We start from the raw sequence: 17,162 nt of genomic DNA on the forward strand, positions 1-17,162 counted from the left end.
GGTCGAAATGTTCTAAGAAGTCTTGTGCAGCTCTTCTTACATCTCTTGAACCGATAATGTATCTACCAGCAATAATGATATTAGCACCTTTATTGATAGCTTCTTCAACATTATTAGGTTTGATTCCTCCAGCAACAGCTATTAAACCTTTATCGCCGAGAGTTGCTTTGATGTCTTTAATATTACCCCATTCAGTCATGTCACTGGTGTCTTCACCGTGTTCTGCTCTGTAGGTTTCCATATCAACATTTCTGTGTAATAAAACAATGTCAGGTTTTAAATCATCAGGTAATTTTGCTAATTTTTTCTCAAATTCAGCTACATTCATCATATCAAGGATGGAGTAGATACCTTGTTTTTGAGTTTCATGAATAGCTTTTGCGATAGATTCGACAGTACCTAAACCAGAGATTGCTACTGCATCAGCAGTTTCATCAGCTGCCATTTTAACTTCAACACGACCGACATCTAAAGTTTTTAAGTCTGCAATAATGAATGCATCAGGACGTAAAGCTCTGATTTTACCAATAATTCCTACACCGAATTTTTTAACGAGTGGAGTACCAGCTTCGAGTAAAATTCTATCATTATCAGGTAAGTCATTAATGATTCTTTCCATAGCCGCTTCATTATCAAGGTCAAGTGCAACTTGTAAGTATGGTGGTGACCAAAGTTTTTTGACTTTGAATCCCATAATTGGGTGAGTTCCACGGTCTTTTTCTGCAAGTACTTTGTCGATGGATGGGTAATTTTCCATTGCTCTTCTGATAGCTAATTTTGTTGCCCCATAGTTGTACTGATATATTTTTCTGTAATCTTTTGCAGAAGGGTCGATAAATACACTTACATTGATAACAATGTCTTCCACAATATCTTTTGGAATATATCCGTCTTCAACTGCATCAGCTACTGCTCTTGCAACAGCAGTTTGTGCAGGTCCAAAAATTTTACTAGCATCGTCTAAATCACCAACAGTTACTTTAGGAATAATTAAAGTAGCTGGTTTAGTCATTAAGTTTGGTCTGATTACACTTGTTAAAGGAGTGTGTCCAACAGATAAATTGGATAATCCATTAGCAAAAGCTTGACCAACAGGGCCGAATTTATCACCGATTAATAAATCAACGTGAGCTAATTCTGGGCCATCTCCAATAAGAGCTTCACCTATTCTGTACATTGGGTCCATTAAATTTCCTCCGTTATATAATAACATTTTATAATATGTTTTTATTTGTAAATATAATTATTGGAAGTTAATCCTTTTTGAGATATCTTTTGGTAAAGGTAATCTTCTGAAAGGTTTTCCTTCACATTTTTCATTGATTTCGGCAATCAACTCATCAACAGTCATGTCCACTTTTTCACCAGTTTCACGAACTGTGACCTGGAATTTACCGGATTCCATTTCCTTATCACCTACAACAAAAATGTATGGAATCCATTCTTTAGATGCATTTCTGATTTTTTTACCGACACTTTCATCCCTGTCATCAATGTCTACACGGATGTTTGCGGAGTTGATTTTTGAATATAGTTCTTCAGCAAATTCCTTGTGGGATTCACCAACAGTCAAAATTCTTGCTTGAATCGGGCTTAACCAAGTAGGTAACATTGGAGATCTTTCATTGATTTCAATTGCAGTTTTTTCAAGCATTGCACATAAAACTCTTTCAATACTGCCTGTAGGTGAAGTGTGCAATATTGTAGGATTATGCTGTTTGCCGTCTTCGCCCAAGTATGTAATGTCAAATCTTTTACCACTTTCAACATCGATTTGAACAGTAGGGTTTTCAATAGGACGTCCTAAAGCGTCGATATTTGCCAAGTCTATTTTACATACCCAGTAATGATGTCTTTCAGGCAAGATTTCTAAAAGAATTGGTTTTTGGAATTTACTTGCAATTTCATACATCCATTCTTCATTTTCCTCAAAGAAGTCCTGAGTTGCTCTGAAAATTACTTCAAAATCCAAATTCAAATCTACACCGGTTTGCATACACATGTCAGTCTGTTGGGAGAATTCATCTAATGATGATGGTACATCACAACAGAATGAGTGGCAGTCAGGCATGGTAAATGCTCTTAATCTTTTAAGACCTACAACTTCACCTTTTTTCTCATAACGGAAACTGTATCTGGTTAATTCAAAGATTTTTGCAGGGAAATTTTTCCAGGTCAAATATGAATCGGACATTAATCTGAATGCGCCGAAACAAGCTGCAAACCTAAGCATTAAATTCTTTTTAGTGTCAGTTCTGTATTGCCTTTCACCGAATTTGTAAGCATGTTCATAAATTGCCTGATTATCCAAATCATAGAAAATTGGAGTTTCAACAGGCATTGCTCCACGATCAACAGTTAAGTCATAGACATAATCAGCAAGCAAATCTCTGATTAATTTTCCTTTAGGATACCATCTTAAGTTTCCTACATCAGATGCAGGCTCATAATCACAGATTTCCTTTTCTCTCATGATTTTTACATGAGGAGGTTCACCTTCATCAGATGCGCCCTGCCCGAGTTCATAATCAACTAACTGTTTGAAAGCTCTATTTTCAAATTTAAAGTCTTCAATTTGAGTAATTTTGTTTCCTTCAAGAATTTGCCATTTAGAAGGTTTTCTTTCGACTTTTTCTTCATCAGCATCAGCAGTTATAGTTCTTGAAAGTTCGCTTAATGGATGTCCTTTACAGGAAATTTCAAATGCCTTATACCATCCGAAAGGTACTCTTTTAACATTGAAATCCTCAGCAAGTAAAGCTTCTTCAGTGTCTTTTAATATTTGAATTGCTACTTTTGGAGAACCTAATGAAGAAGATAAGTGAGCATATGGATATAAAACTATATTTTCAGCTTTAACTTGTTCATTGGTTTTTTTAACTTCACTGACTAAATTTTTAACAATGCCTTCCGGATTATTTTCATCATCTTTTTCAACACTTGTAAATACCACTAAAGAGTCATCGAAAGCGCCTTCCATTTTTGCGTCCTCAATCTCTTCAGCAACAGGTGTCTTATTCTTTACAGTATAATTTAAATAATCAGAATGAATTAATAAAATTCTCATTTAATCACCAATATATTATGATTTAAATTTTATTTTTAATATTATATAAAATGATTTATACAAAAATTGTTATATAACAAGTTTCAAATTACTAAATATGAGAATTATTTTAGCAGGAACCGGCAGTGCCGTTGGAAAAACAACAATATCCACCGGAATCATGAAAGCATTAAGTGAAAAATATAATGTTCAGCCATTTAAGGTTGGACCTGATTACATCGACCCATCGTACCACACATTAGCTACAGGAAACGTGTCCAGAAATCTGGATTCCTTTTTTATGGAATCCGGCCAGATAAGGGATTCCTACCTGAAAGCAATGGATGGAAAGGACATTGCCATAATCGAAGGTGTTCGTGGGCTTTATGAAGGAATCGACTCAGTAAACGATGTCGGAAGCACTGCCTCAATAGCTAAATCATTAAAGGCACCGGTGATTTTAATCATAAATTCCAGAAGCTTGGTTAAAAGTGCGGCCGCTTTAGTTTTGGGTTTTAAAGCTCTTGACCCGGAAATTAATATTGCAGGAGTTATCCTGAATAAAGTAAAAAACAAAGCACACTACGAAAAAACAAAAAGGTCCATTGAAGAAATTACCAAAACAGAGGTAATCGGCGGCATTATACGGGATGATTCAATATCAATTGAAGAAAGACATTTAGGTCTTGTTCCTGCCCGTGAAAAAGAAAATTCTCTTAAATACATTGACATCTGGTCAGAAGTTATTAAAAATTCAATTGACCTAGACAGACTGGTTGAAATTGCGCGTGAAGCTCCGAAAATTACTTCAGATATCGTTCCGATCTGGAACAAATTAAATAAACAGAAAGTAAAGATTGGAGTTGCTTATGATGAAGTGTTCAATTTTTATTACAAAGAAAATATTGAATCTTTAGAGGCAAACAATGCTAAAATAGAATATTTCTCACCTTTAAACGACGAAGGACTGCCTGATGTGGACGGATTATATATCGGTGGAGGATATCCCGAACTCTTTTCCAAAGAACTTAGCGCAAATGAAAAGATGCTTCAAGATATTAAAACTTTCCACCTTGAAGACAGACCTATCTTTGCCGAATGTGGCGGTCTGATGTATCTTATGAATTCCATTCATGAAGATAAAGTCGTTGATGTATATCCTTACAAAGCAGTTCTGACAGACAGAGTGCAGGCACTAAAATACACCATCGCAGAAGTTAAAGAGGACAATATCATATCCAAAAAAGGTGAAAAATTCCATGGTCATGAATTCCATTATTCCAAAGTATTGGTTGACTCAAACAATATCAAACACAATTTGGCATTTAATATCCTAAGAGGAAAAGGTTCATACAATAACCAGGACGGATTTATGGAAAGAAACACTCTTGCAAGTTATGTTCACACACATGTGGCGGCAATGCCTGATTTTGGAGGAAACCTGACTATTTCCGCCCGGGAAATTGGAGGATAAATTATGAAATTTGAAAAAGTTGATTTTTTCCAGCCGTTGCTTGTGGTTGTTGCAATTCTTGCCTTTTTAGGTATGGGCTATATAGGATCTTTTAACTACAGATTTGAAAATCCTTTAAAACTAAAAGTGATATTGACAATTGTATTTTCCTGCATAATATTTGCGGCAGGGGCTATTTTTGTAAAATACAAGATTTCAGTTGATGAAACAAAAAAGCTCGATTTTTTATCCGAAAAGTTAATTGTCTCATTAGTCATAATAGCTTTAATCCTTCAAACTCTAAATATGGTATTGATTGGAGGAATTCCTCTTTTTAACAGTGTTTTAAAGTCAAACGCAACCACAAACATTTGGAGAATAGCTTATCCGCTATTTTTGATAATGATAAATGTATTGCTTGCAAAATATTATAATAAAAAATATCTCCTGTTAGTCGTTTTAGGAGCGTTAATATTCGGTTTGAATGGTTACAGAACTTCAGTACTTGGAATACTTGGAAGCTCATTTATTACTCTTTTTTACCTTAAAAAAATATCAAGAAAATTAGGAATCGTTTTCATTGCAATAATCGTTGTCGGAATGCTGGCTGTCGGATACATTGCATCCCAGTCAATTGCAAACCAGCATTGGACATTGAATCCTCTTGAACTTGTTTTCTACAGAGCCGCATTCACATTGGAAGTATTTGAAAAAATAATCCCGTTAGGCGGAACAACACACGGCCATATCCTAAGCATGATTTTCTCATCAGGAAGCCCTAGAACATTTATAGGACAGTACGTACTGCATTACGATGTATGTTTAACATCCACACTATTCGGACCTGTATATCTTGATTTCGGATTAGTCGGACTAACAGTTCAAATGCTTTTCATGGGAGTATTTTTACAGTTAGTACATAAAATAAAAAAAGGAATAGGAGTAGGAATTTACTCCATCATAATAACACACACATTAATTTGGATAGAAACCGGACCAACAGACATTATGATTTGGTTCTTATATCTGTTAGGATTGATTTTAATAATAATTAATTTTAATTATATTAAATTAAACAAAAATTAATATAATTAATATTACTAATGAAATAAAGAATATGAATGTTCCTTTTACAAGGAAATTGGAATTCCTTTCGACATGTAATGATAAACCATAAGATAAGACTAATGCCACTACCATTTCAATTAATCCAGTAATTCCCGCATCCAATCCTATAATATTTCCGCCGATGAATGCAATAAGATAGGAAATTACTACTACAACCAAAATCATTGCTATCGGATTTTGAATTAATTTAAAGAATAAAGAATTTGCCATGCCGATTCTCTGATTGTAATTATACAATGTAGTAGGACCGTAATTGGAACTTCTAGTGGAAGCACCTCTATTGAACAGTGAAGCCAATCCTTTAGGATGATTCTCACCTATTTCCCTATACAGAGTATTTTTATAAACGACAGGATTTTGGTCTCTTCTCCTCATCAGATATTCCATGTCGGAAGCGTCATAATTATATTCCGGATATTCTTCATCAATATAAGCGGCAGCTCCTCCGTCATATGGAGTATTGTCCAGAGTTGTCTGAGAAGTTCTGTCCTGATATTTTTTGGCAAGTTCAAGCAAGTTGTTCCGGTCAACCAATTTGATATTTTTCCTAAGTGCATAATTTGTCGCCTGACTTGAAAAATAAGATGAGGAAACAATGGTTACCTTAGATGCTTTCAGACTTTCGCCGACTTCTTCCATCTCCTTTAAAACATCCACTCCGATTTCAAAGTCTTTGTCATAGTTTTTACATGCTACAACTACCCCAAAATCACCAATATTGGTTGGTAATATAGCATATATATCTATAACTTTTTGGGAGGTTTTAAAATTCTTATAAACCTTGAAACCTGAGTCCTCCATTACTTTAGCTATAAAATTGATAAGTTGTGGTTTTTCCAAATTTCCACCCGCATGTGTTTTTTAAAAAAAATTACTAATATATTTTATACATTAAATTATTATTAAAGTTTATCATATTGCACCCCAGATATAAAAATATTTTAACAAGGTTATACCTTAATTAATATATGAAAGCATTAATATGTAATGATGATGGAATAACTGCTTCAGGAATATTGGCTGCTAAAAAAGCCGTGGAAGAATTATGTGATACATGTGTAATTGCACCAGAAAGACAACAAAGCGGTATTGGGCATGCCATAACATTATATGAACCATTAAGATTAAATAAACATACATTGAAAGATGGAAGTTTAGGCTATGGTGTGAGCGGAACACCGACCGACGCAGTAAGTATCGGACTTTTTGAATTGCTGGACGAAAAACCGGACATCATGATTTCAGGAATAAACACTGGTTATAATTTAGGACAAGCAGAACTAACAACATCTGGAACATTAGGGGCCGCCCTAGAGGCAGCAAGTTTTGGAATTCCAACCATAGCAATTTCACTGGAAGTAGTGAGGGACGATATAAAATTTGAAAACGGAGAAGTTGAAATAGATTTCAGCTTTGCCGGGAAAATGCTTAATAAATTAGTTAAAATAGTACTTGAAAAGGGACTGCCTGAAGGAATTGACCTATTGAATGTAAATATTCCAGCAGAACCAATAAATGAAGAGTTTGAAGTTGTAAAATTAGGAAAAAGAATGTATACACCAGTCATTCATAAACGTTTAGATCCCCGTGACAAGCCATATTACTGGATTGGAGGTGAACCATACGATTTCGACAAGCCAGGCAGTGACGGTTATGAATTACGAAAGGGTCAAAAAAGTACAATAACACCATTAAAAATAGATTTAACCAGTGATATGAGTTTATTAAAAAAATGGTTAAAATAAAATACTTATAAGTTCAAATCTTTAAGTATTTTATCTCTTTCTTCACGAAGCTCGTTTAAAATTTTTTCATCGTTGCATCCATCTCTTTTTAACTGTTCAATTGTTCTTGTAATCGCTTCTAAATTTTCTTCTAATTGATTAATTGCCATAATATATATTATCAACATTAAAGTATTTAAAGTTGAAACATCAAAATAAAAATAGAATTAAGCAAGGATTTGAAAAAATGAGTTTTGACAAAGATAACGTAAATAAACTTTTTACTCAATTTAAAGATAAATATGTAACTGTAGATTTAAGAGGCAACTATCAAAGTGAAGGAAAAGTAATTGCTATCGATAATTATTTAAATCTTGTCCTTGAAAATGAAAACGGCCTTGAAACCATTAAAGGCGGAAATATTATTTTTATCAGTTTAAAAGAAGATTGAAATCTTAGATATCCACTTCAATTCCTAAGATTTCTTTTTTACCATTGAAAACATCCATCGCTATTTGTGCAGCACCGATTGCACCGGATTCTTTTGAAATAACCTGTAAAGGATACTTGTTTTTGAAATATTTGTTAATTTCATCTTCAAAACTAAATGGTTCGGTTGCACTTCCAATAGAACCTGTTAATACAATTCCTTCAATTTCGTTATTGCAAACCACATCCAAACCGGCAATTTCCATTGCTACAGTCATGATTAATGTATCAATGGCCAATTTGGCCTTTTCATCACCATTTCTATAGTTTTCTAAAAGCTGGTCTTTCATATTGGCAACTTTACCGTCAATTCCCGCTATCTTAATTGCACCGGCATGTGAAAAACAGCCGTTTGCAGAAGCATTATTTTCATCGATATCCCTAATCATTTCCAAATCTATAGGCCCATGAACAACACCCATAGCACCCAAACAGGCATCAATAGCGCCCTTGATTTTTCCGTCTTCAATCAGAATATCAACACTGTTTGATGAGATATCTGCTACAATGAAATTACTCCATCCTGTCTCTTTTACTGCATTATAGGAAATGCTGACTTTTTCAGGACTGGCCTGGTGAGAATAAGCTGCTCTAAAAAGTTTATCTAAAGAAATGGAATCTTTATGAAGACCCGGAATCATTACAGAAGGAATATTTAATTCCTGCAATTCAGAAAAGACAGATGTTCCACCGCCTGTAACCTTTCCCGCACCGTTTATAGATAAAATTCCACGGTCTTTTACCTGATTAGTAGGTAAAATCTTACTGATTCCGTCACCCATAGCATAAGTGATAGCCATCAATTTAACTGAATCCAAATCAACACGTTTGGCTAGCTCTTCTGAAGCAGAAATCAAACCTTTTTTACTTTCCTCTCTTCCAATTTTAAAAACATCGACAACATCCCCCTCAGTGGACATTATGCAAAAAGAGATTCCAGTAGTTCCATGGTCCATCCCAATAAATACCATGTTTACCACACACAATAAAAATATTAAATAAAAAAATAGTAAAAGGATTAAAAAAGACTTAATCGTCTTTTTGTAATCCGCAAGCTTTTCTTAATCTTTCACCAACAATTTCAATATCTTTTTGACCTTCTGCAGCCCTCATTTCTTTTAAGTTAGCTCCATCAGTAGCGTTTTCATCAGCCCATTGTTTTTTGAAGGTTCCATCTTGAATTTGTTTTAAGGTTTCTTTCATGCCTTCTCTTGCTTCATCAGTGATGATTTTTTTACCTCTGGTTAAACCACCGTATTCTGCAGTGTTACTTACATCATGCCACATGCCCGCAAAACCTTTTTCATAGATTAAATCTACAATGAGTTTTACTTCATGACAGGTTTCGAAGTAAGCGATTTCAGGTTGATAACCTGCTTCAACCAAAGTTGTGAATCCAGCATTGATTAATTCAGTGATTCCACCGCATAAAACAGTTTGTTCACCGAATAAGTCAGTTTCAGTTTCTTCTTTGAAGGTTGTTTCTAAAACTCCAGCTTTGGTTAAACCACAAGCTTTTGCCATGCCTAATGCTAATTGTAAAGCATCACCAGTCGCATCCTGTTCGACTGCAACTAAACCAGGGATACCGAATCCTTCTTCGTAAGTTCTTCTTACCATAGATCCTGGTCCTTTTGGTGCAAACATTACAATATTAACATCTTCACTAGGTTTGATTAATTCAAAGTGAATGTTGTAACCGTGAGAGAATGAAATAGTGTTACCCGCTTCAACATATGGTGCAATTTGTTCATTGTATACTTTTTCCTGAATTTCATCAGGAAGTAAAATGTGAATAATATCAGCTTCTTTTGCTGCATCTTCAATAGTTTTAACAGTCATTCCATCTTCTTTAACAAGATTCCAAGAACTTCCGTTTTCTCTTACACCAACAATAACATTAGCTCCACTATCAGCCATGTTTCTAGATTGTGCTCTTCCTTGAGAACCATAACCAATTACTGCAATGGTTTTGCCTTCAAGAGCATCCGTATTTACATCGTCGTCGTAATACATTTTCATTTAAAATCATCTCGCAAGTATTTAATAAAATTAAGATATCAATTTAATATCACTTAATAAATATGATTTTTTACACTTATAAAAGTATCAATTTTAAATATAATTAATGTAAAATATTTATTATACTAATATCAAAGGTGGTTTATATTAAAAACGGATTATTGAGAATTATATTATTCTCATTCATTTTATTTTTATGTCTTGGAATAGTCTCCGCATCCGAAAATATAACAGATAATGACAATATTGAAGATTTAATAGATAACTGTGAAGATCAAGGAATCGTAAAACTTGATGAAAGAACATACGAATTGAATCCTGAAAGTGAAACACATTTATATCTAAACAAATCCATTTCCATTGAAGGAACACATGAAAAAACAATAATTGACGGAAAAAATTCAACCTTATTTTTAGATGTTGTAAAAGAACCTGAACCGGACTACAATGGAACAATTATAATAGCAAAAGACATTTATGATATCAAAAATACCGGAAAAAATATAATTTTTAAAAATATTACATTTAAAGATTTGAACTTAATAAGCCGCCATAAAATGGACTTTTTAGATTGCAATTTTATAAAAACAAATTTCACAAGCAAAGAATTGAACAATACTTTTGAAAATTGCATATTTGATGAATCAAAAATTGAATTACATTTATATGATGGGTATATCCACAATTATTATTCAAAAATAACAAATTGTACTCTTCATAACTCCCGAATCACCTCCAAGGTCAATATTTTTATATGTATTGTTGGAAGTTCCATGGTTTTCATTAAAAACGGACTGGATTTGAAAAATTCTAACCTTATAAACTCAGATATTTCATTAAGTCATTATAAAATTAACATAAGCAATTCAAAATTCAGCAATTCCAAATTAACAGGACAGTCCGATTCATTCAGCATTGTCAATACCTCCTCCAACAATCAAAAAATTTACCTTGATTACAGTGACATTAACTTTGAGCAAAGTAATTTTAATAATTCCGAATTTAAATTTACAGGAGGATATTATGCTAAAGGATGCAATGTTGTTTTAAAAAATAACAATATTTATAACTCCAATTTTAAGTTCAGTTCAGATATCTTTTCACATCCATCATCCCTGACAATTCAAAATTCCTCTGTTGAAAATTGTGAAATTAAAACAACAGAAACAGACATTAAAATCAATAACTCAACTTTCAATGAAAGCTGGCTTGAATTAAGTTTCTCAAATCTGGATATGGCAAATTCCCTATTTTACAGCAATGGAAGTGTATGTGAGGTAATCAAAACAAAAACTGAATCCGATCCATTTACAGTTAGAGACAATAATGGAACTGAAACTCAAGTATGCATTCCTTATCAGGTAAAAACAAATTATACCTCAGAAAACTCCTACCTAATCAACGGCAGCGGAAAACACAAAATAAGTAGTGAAGACATTAACGTCGATACAGTTTATCAAATATCATATAACAGAAATATCAATTATTATACTAATGACATCATTACATTCAATGTAAGAACACCTGATGGAAATCCCGTTGCAAACCTCAGATTACTCATTGAAAATCCAAATAAGAGTTTTACAACCATAATCATTACAGATGAAAACGGGAATGCACACTACACACTAGACGATATTGGAAAAGTAACTCTTAAAATATTTTATGAAAATATAAGACCTGATTTTTGGCAACAAAGAAGAACTTATTTAGAAGTAAATTTGATAGTTAAACCAAAAGTTATTGATTTAAAACTAACCAAAAACTTTAAATTCAACAAGTATTCAAAAGTCAGCGGCTTTTTAAAGGCAAAAATAATTAGCTATAATAATCTAGGTGATCTATCAGGCATGCATGTGATTTTTAAACTATTTTACACCAACAAATACAATATTTATCATAGGACGACCGATTCCAATGGAGTGGCATATTTAAAAATACCAGACAGGATAAATGCCGGCATTCATAAAATTCAGATTATTGCCAGTGAAGTCCAGAAAACAACATTCATTAAAATTGATAAAGCTAGGACAATAGTTAAAGCCCCAAAAATTATCAGTAAATTTAAAAAATCAAAATATTTCACAGTCATTATTAAAAATAAAGAAACAAAAAAACTACTTTCAAATGTTAAAGTAAAAATTAAAGTATTTAGCGGAAAAAAATTCAAAACATATACAGTAAAAACAAATAAGAACGGAATTGCTAAATTAAATATTAAAACATTAAAAATAGGAATACATAAAGTTATTATTTCATCCGGAAATAAAAACTACTACATTTCTGCAAAAAGCCAAATAACAATAAAAAAATAAGAGATAGATAGGATTTAATATCCATCTACTAAAACTTTTAACTCTCCGGTTACAATATCAATTATAAGACCATGTACCGGTACATCTGGAATTAATGGGTGGTTTTTGATTTTTTCACAAACATCTTTAACATTTTCTTCTTCTGATTCAAATCCACCAATCCATTCAGCTAAATCATATTTAGCAATGTCTTCTTCTTTAATGCCCCTTGCAAGCATTTTTTCTTTTAAAGCTTCAGCATCTGCACCAGCCATACCACATTCAGTGTGACCGACAACCATTACTTCTTCAGCACCGAGGTTGTATAAAGCTGCACCAATAGATCTTATTGCATCTTCACCAACAATTGAGTTTCCAGCATTTCTGACGATTTTTGCATCTCCTCTTTTAAGACCTAAAGCAGGTTCAAAAAAGTCGATTAATCTACAGTCCATACATGTTAAAATAGCTAATTTTTTAGCTGCATGGTGTGACATTTCTTCGCCTTCAAAGTTTTCTACAAATTCCTTATTGTCTTTTAATACATCTTCCAATATAGTCATTTTATACCCCCCTTGACATAGCGGTAAGGCCAGTACGAGCTATTCTTTTTATTCCATAGCTCTCCACTAAAGATATGAATGCATTGATTTTCTCCTTATCTCCAGTTAGCTCAATAATTAATGTTTGCTCTGTGACATCCAATATGTGAGCTCTGAAAATATTAGAGTATTGCATTATCTCAGCTCTTGCTTTTGCATTGGGAATAGCAACCTTAACAAGGCACAACTCCCTTTTAACAGCTTTTTCAGTAATATCTTTAATCTTGATAACGTCAATTAATTTATTCAGTTGCTTTGTAACCTGTTCCAATCCTTTTTTGTCTGCATGAACAGTGATTACCATACGGGATTGGCCCTCTACTTCAGAATTTCCAACTGTGATACTGTCAATGTTGAATCCTCTTCTATTAAACATTCCAGCTACTTTCTGTAAAACACCTGGTTTATCTTCAACTAATGTGGAAATAACGTGATATTCCAAATCCATTTAAATCACATCCTTTTCGAGTTTGTATTCACCTATCATTTCATTGATACCGGCTCCAGGAGGAAGCATAGGTAAAGCTTCTTCAGGGTCTACGACAACATTTAATAAAATAGGTTCATTATCTTTAATTGCATTAGATAAAGCTTCTTTAGTTTCGCCAGGTTTAGTAATTCTTACTCCATTAACACCGAAACTTTCAGCCAATTTAACAAAGTCAGGGCTATTTCCCAATAATGTTTGAGAGTGTCTTTCATTATACAATAAGCTTTGCCATTGATATACCATTCCCAAAGTTCTGTTTTCTAACACAACAGCAATGACCGGTAAATCATATTCACGAACAGTGGCCAGTTCCTGACAGACCATTAAAAATCCACCGTCACCGTTTATGGATACAACCGGATCATCAGGACAGGCAACTTTTGCTCCAATAGCTGACGGGAAACCGAATCCCATAGTTCCTAAACCTCCTGATGAGATGAATTTACGTGGTTTTTGAGTGTCAAAGAAATGTGCCGCCCACATCTGATTTTGACCAACGTCTGTTGTCAATATAGATTCAGGAGTTAAGACTTCTGCAATTTCCTTTATAACACTTTGCGGTTTTAAAGGCACATCATCATAACTTACACGAGGGAGCAAATCTTGCTTTCTTTGTTTCATCATATCAGTCCATTTATTAACATCAGATGATACTTCATAACCATCCAATAGCTTATTTAATGAAGATAAAACATTTTTTGCATCCCCTACAATAGGCAAGTCAACATCAACATTTTTTCCAATTTCTGCAGGGTCTATATCAATATGAATAACTTTTGTATCAGGTACGAAACTATCTAATCTGCCAGTAGTTCTATCCGAAAATCTTACACCAACTGCTATTAGCAAATCAGATTCATTAATATAATCATTTGAAACTTTCCTTCCATGCATGCCCAGCATTCCCAATGCCAAATCATCAGTTTCATCAATTGCCCCTTTACCTAAAAGTGAAGTCATCACAGGAGCGTTAATAGTTTTTGAAAGTTTGGTTAATTCACTGCAAGCGTTAGCTATAATTACACCTGCACCTGCTAAAATCATTGGTTTTTTTGATTCCTTGATTAAATCACGAGCTTTTTTAATTTGTCTGATATTTCCTTTAATAGTCGGATTATAACCAGGAGTTTCAATTAATGAATCGTCAAATTTTGTCAGTTCCCCTTCCTGAACTTCTTTAGGAACATCGATTAAAACAGGACCCGGCCTTCCAGTAGAAGCAATTTTAAAACTAGATTTAACAATTGAAGGAATTAAATCTGGATCTTTCGGTTGATAACTATGTTTAACAATAGGCATTGTTATTCCAACAATATCCGCTTCCTGAAATGCATCATTTCCAATTAAATGAGTAGGAACCTGACCGGTAATAGCTACAATTGGAGAAGAATCCATAAATGCTGTTCCAATACCTGTTACAAGATTGGTAGCACCAGGACCTGAAGTAGCCAAACACACACCAACTTCACCAGAAGCTCTTGCAAAACCGTCAGCCGCATGAGCTGCGCATTGTTCGTGTCTAACCAGTATATGATCAATGTCTGCATCATATAACATGTCATAAAATGGTATGGTCTGTCCGCCTGGATAACCAAATATTGTTTTTACCCCCATATTCTTGAGGGATTCAATTATCGCTTCTCCGCCTCTCATTGTAATAACCTTTTTATATATTATACATTAACTTATGTATACAAAAATATATATAATTATCTTAATTACAAAAAATTAAATGGATAAAATGGATTACAAAAATTTAATTTGTCACAGGAAACCTGAAAGAAGCTTTTTCATTGGAAATCATCAGTTTCCGGTTTGTGCAAGATGCACCGGATTTTATAGTGGTTTGGCTGTATTTCTAATTTACAATTATTTTTTTAAAATTGAATATAGTTTAAGTTTACTGATTCTTTCAGTGATTCTTTTAATTCCCGTGTCCATTGATGGTTTTACACAACTTTTTAATCTGAGGGAAAGCAACAATACATTAAGATTCCTAACAGGATTTATTGGTGGAATCGGTTTAATAATATTTTTAAAAATAGTAATTAAGGAAATATTAAAGATTATAATAACCTTACTGTAGAAAAAAGTTATTAATCTTTTAAGTAATGATATAAAATAGCTTTTTGAGCGTGCATCCTGTTTTCCGCCTCATCAAAGACAACAGACTGAGGCCCATCAATGACAGCAGTGGAAACTTCCTGACCTCTAACTGCAGGCAAGCAATGCATAAAAATAGCTCCATCATTTGCTAATGCCATTAAATCCTCATTAACTTGGTAAGGAGAAAAAACAGCTTTTCTTTCGATTTCTTCAGCTTCATCACCCATGCTTACCCAAACATCGGTGTAAACAACATCAACATTATCCAAGGCAACGTTGATATCGTCACTTACAACAATTTCAGTATTGTTTTCACGGGCAAAATCTCTTGCTATATTTAGAATATGTTCATTAGGTTCATATCCTTTAGGACATGCTACAGACATATCCATTCCTAAAAGTGGGGCAATCAATAAAAGGGAATTACAGACATTATTTCCGTCACCTACAAAACATATTTTTTTATCTTCAAATGTTCCAAAATGTTCTTTGATAGTTAAGGCATCAGCCAATGCTTGACAAGGGTGTTCGACATTGGTTAACCCACTGATTACAGGCACATCAGAATGTCTGGCCAGTTCAACTACATCACAGTGATCGATAGCCCTAATCATTATTCCATCAACAAAACGGCTTAAAACTTTTGCTGTATCATAAATCGGCTCTCCTCTTCCCATCTGTAAATCGTTGGATGATAAAAATATTGCTCTTCCGCCTAACTGATACATTCCAACATCAAATGATACTCTGGTTCTTGTTGATGATTTTTGAAAAATCATAGCTAAAGTTTTACCTTCAAGAGGTTTGTCTTCAATTTCGCCTGCTTTAATTTTACAAGCCAAATCCAGAATATGTTGAACATCATCTTTAATATCACATATAGATAGTAAATTACCCATTTAATAATTCCCCTAAATAATCTTAACAAAAATAAATATATTTTACTAATATATATTAAACCTTTCTATATTGAAAGTAGATGTCAAGAGTTGTAGATAACACCGGAATTAACAGGAACAGGTATATGCATTTGCTCGAAACATTAAAATCTAAAAGATTTACAACAATTACTAAAGCCATTATACTTCCCAATGTGACTAAAACCTGATTATTCTCTTGTTTTGAAGGATTATATTCAAGAAAATCACGTTTATAAGCATAAATATACATCAATAAGAACGATATTATAGTCAGCAGGATATTGATTCCGAAAATTACCTCTGACAAGAAAAATTCAGAATAATTTCCAATCAAAGATGTTGTAAATGGAATAAATGATATGCAAATCAAAAAGAGAATATTAAGCCATAAATACGGAATGTTGAGATTATTAACCTTCATATATTCATGATGATAAATCCAAAATGAACTTATTATAACAAAACTCACTATAGTAACTCCGATTGTTGGAAGTAATGATGAAAAAAAGTTTATATAATTCGAATAGGAAGATATGACAACTTCAGGAATGGTAATACCGAATATCAGAAGAGTCATTACCATACCGAAAATACCATCAGTAAGGCCCAGTAACCTTCCAGGATCAATTCCAACATTTTTTTCAAATGCATCTTTAATTCTAGTTAAAAAACCATCACCAGACTTTTGTTCAGCAGCATTTTCAGCTAAAAGCTGGGTTTTTGAAATTTCATCTGTATCTATAGAGTATTTTTCATACAAAAACTCTTTTAGTTCCTCCAGAGTTTCATCATCCCAATCCTCTTTAATAGCGTCAATATGCTGTTTCACTTTAATGAGTTTGCTGTACTTCTGTTCAATTTCCTCATCATTCATATTATCAAAAAAAA

The 17,162-nt window shown here is 33.3% G+C and carries 17 protein-coding genes; 6 read left to right on the forward strand and 11 right to left on the reverse strand.

What is annotated here, in order from left to right; all coding sequences use genetic code 11:
- On the reverse strand, positions 1–1,177 hold a 1,177-nt coding region (locus Q0P94_RS07070; protein WP_295115180.1), incomplete at its 3' end, for a bifunctional 5,6,7,8-tetrahydromethanopterin hydro-lyase/3-hexulose-6-phosphate synthase.
- 66 nt (positions 1,178–1,243) lie between these two features.
- On the reverse strand, positions 1,244–3,067 hold the full coding sequence (locus tag Q0P94_RS07075) for a threonine--tRNA ligase (RefSeq protein ID WP_295115128.1): 1,824 nt from the start codon (positions 3,065–3,067) through the stop codon (positions 1,244–1,246).
- Positions 3,068–3,164: 97 nt separating this feature from the next.
- On the opposite strand from Q0P94_RS07075, the gene cfbB reads away from it, so the two are divergent.
- Both cfbB and Q0P94_RS07085 read left to right on the forward strand, forming a co-directional pair.
- Entirely contained in the window at positions 3,165–4,520 is a 1,356-nt protein-coding gene (cfbB, locus tag Q0P94_RS07080; RefSeq protein WP_295115130.1) for a Ni-sirohydrochlorin a,c-diamide synthase, read from the forward strand.
- Positions 4,521–4,523: 3 nt separating this feature from the next.
- Positions 4,524–5,585 (forward strand): oligosaccharide repeat unit polymerase family protein, encoded by a 1,062-nt coding sequence (locus Q0P94_RS07085; protein ID WP_295115132.1) that lies wholly within the window; start codon positions 4,524–4,526, stop codon positions 5,583–5,585.
- Here the strand turns inward: Q0P94_RS07085 and Q0P94_RS07090 are convergent.
- Positions 5,571–6,467: a restriction endonuclease gene (locus tag Q0P94_RS07090; protein ID WP_295115134.1), complete on the reverse strand. Its 897-nt coding sequence runs from the start codon at positions 6,465–6,467 to the stop codon at positions 5,571–5,573. The genes Q0P94_RS07085 and Q0P94_RS07090 overlap by 15 nt on opposite strands.
- A gap of 128 nt (positions 6,468–6,595) precedes the next feature.
- On the opposite strand from Q0P94_RS07090, the gene surE reads away from it, so the two are divergent.
- A complete protein-coding gene (gene surE / locus Q0P94_RS07095; RefSeq protein WP_295115136.1) occupies positions 6,596–7,372 on the forward strand; it encodes a 5'/3'-nucleotidase SurE in 777 nt (258 codons plus the stop codon).
- Between the two features lie 5 nt (positions 7,373–7,377).
- Here the strand turns inward: surE and Q0P94_RS07100 are convergent, their stop codons facing one another.
- On the reverse strand, positions 7,378–7,521 hold the full coding sequence (locus Q0P94_RS07100; protein WP_295115138.1) for a hypothetical protein: 144 nt from the start codon (positions 7,519–7,521) through the stop codon (positions 7,378–7,380).
- Between the two features lie 77 nt (positions 7,522–7,598).
- Here Q0P94_RS07100 and Q0P94_RS07105 point away from each other — a divergent pair, with 77 nt between their 5' ends.
- Positions 7,599–7,802: an LSM domain-containing protein gene (locus Q0P94_RS07105; RefSeq protein WP_295115140.1), complete on the forward strand. Its 204-nt coding sequence runs from the start codon at positions 7,599–7,601 to the stop codon at positions 7,800–7,802.
- A gap of 4 nt (positions 7,803–7,806) precedes the next feature.
- On the opposite strand, the gene Q0P94_RS07110 is transcribed toward Q0P94_RS07105, so the two are convergent.
- A complete protein-coding gene (locus tag Q0P94_RS07110; RefSeq protein WP_295115142.1) occupies positions 7,807–8,811 on the reverse strand; it encodes a methanogenesis marker 12 protein in 1,005 nt (334 codons plus the stop codon).
- 58 nt (positions 8,812–8,869) lie between these two features.
- Positions 8,870–9,862: a ketol-acid reductoisomerase gene (ilvC, locus tag Q0P94_RS07115; protein ID WP_295115144.1), complete on the reverse strand. Its 993-nt coding sequence runs from the start codon at positions 9,860–9,862 to the stop codon at positions 8,870–8,872.
- Between the two features lie 161 nt (positions 9,863–10,023).
- Between ilvC and Q0P94_RS07120 the strand changes: the two genes are divergently transcribed.
- Entirely contained in the window at positions 10,024–12,177 is a 2,154-nt protein-coding gene (locus Q0P94_RS07120) for a carboxypeptidase-like regulatory domain-containing protein (RefSeq protein WP_295115146.1), read from the forward strand.
- A 14-nt stretch (positions 12,178–12,191) separates the two neighbouring features.
- Here the strand turns inward: Q0P94_RS07120 and Q0P94_RS07125 are convergent, their stop codons facing one another.
- From Q0P94_RS07125 to Q0P94_RS07135, 3 genes are read right to left on the reverse strand one after another with little or no spacing between them, the layout of a single operon-like run.
- On the reverse strand, positions 12,192–12,719 hold the full coding sequence (locus tag Q0P94_RS07125) for a carbonic anhydrase (RefSeq protein ID WP_295115148.1): 528 nt from the start codon (positions 12,717–12,719) through the stop codon (positions 12,192–12,194).
- Position 12,720: 1 nt separating this feature from the next.
- Positions 12,721–13,206, reverse strand: coding sequence for an acetolactate synthase small subunit (gene ilvN, locus Q0P94_RS07130; RefSeq protein ID WP_295115150.1), 486 nt, complete (start codon positions 13,204–13,206; stop codon positions 12,721–12,723).
- Positions 13,207–14,901: an acetolactate synthase large subunit gene (locus tag Q0P94_RS07135; RefSeq protein ID WP_295115152.1), complete on the reverse strand. Its 1,695-nt coding sequence runs from the start codon at positions 14,899–14,901 to the stop codon at positions 13,207–13,209.
- Positions 14,902–14,989: 88 nt separating this feature from the next.
- On the opposite strand from Q0P94_RS07135, the gene Q0P94_RS07140 reads away from it, so the two are divergent.
- Positions 14,990–15,334 (forward strand): DUF2085 domain-containing protein, encoded by a 345-nt coding sequence (locus tag Q0P94_RS07140; protein WP_295115154.1) that lies wholly within the window; start codon positions 14,990–14,992, stop codon positions 15,332–15,334.
- Positions 15,335–15,344: 10 nt separating this feature from the next.
- On the opposite strand, the gene argF is transcribed toward Q0P94_RS07140, so the two are convergent.
- Both argF and Q0P94_RS07150 read right to left on the reverse strand, forming a co-directional pair.
- Positions 15,345–16,253 (reverse strand): ornithine carbamoyltransferase, encoded by a 909-nt coding sequence (gene argF / locus Q0P94_RS07145; RefSeq protein WP_295115155.1) that lies wholly within the window; start codon positions 16,251–16,253, stop codon positions 15,345–15,347.
- A 55-nt stretch (positions 16,254–16,308) separates the two neighbouring features.
- Entirely contained in the window at positions 16,309–17,148 is an 840-nt protein-coding gene (locus Q0P94_RS07150) for a TMEM175 family protein (protein ID WP_295115157.1), read from the reverse strand.
- Between the last annotated feature and the right edge of the window lie 14 nt (positions 17,149–17,162).

The organism is uncultured Methanobrevibacter sp., from assembly GCF_946184425.1.
Lineage (GTDB): Archaea > Methanobacteriota > Methanobacteria > Methanobacteriales > Methanobacteriaceae > Methanocatella.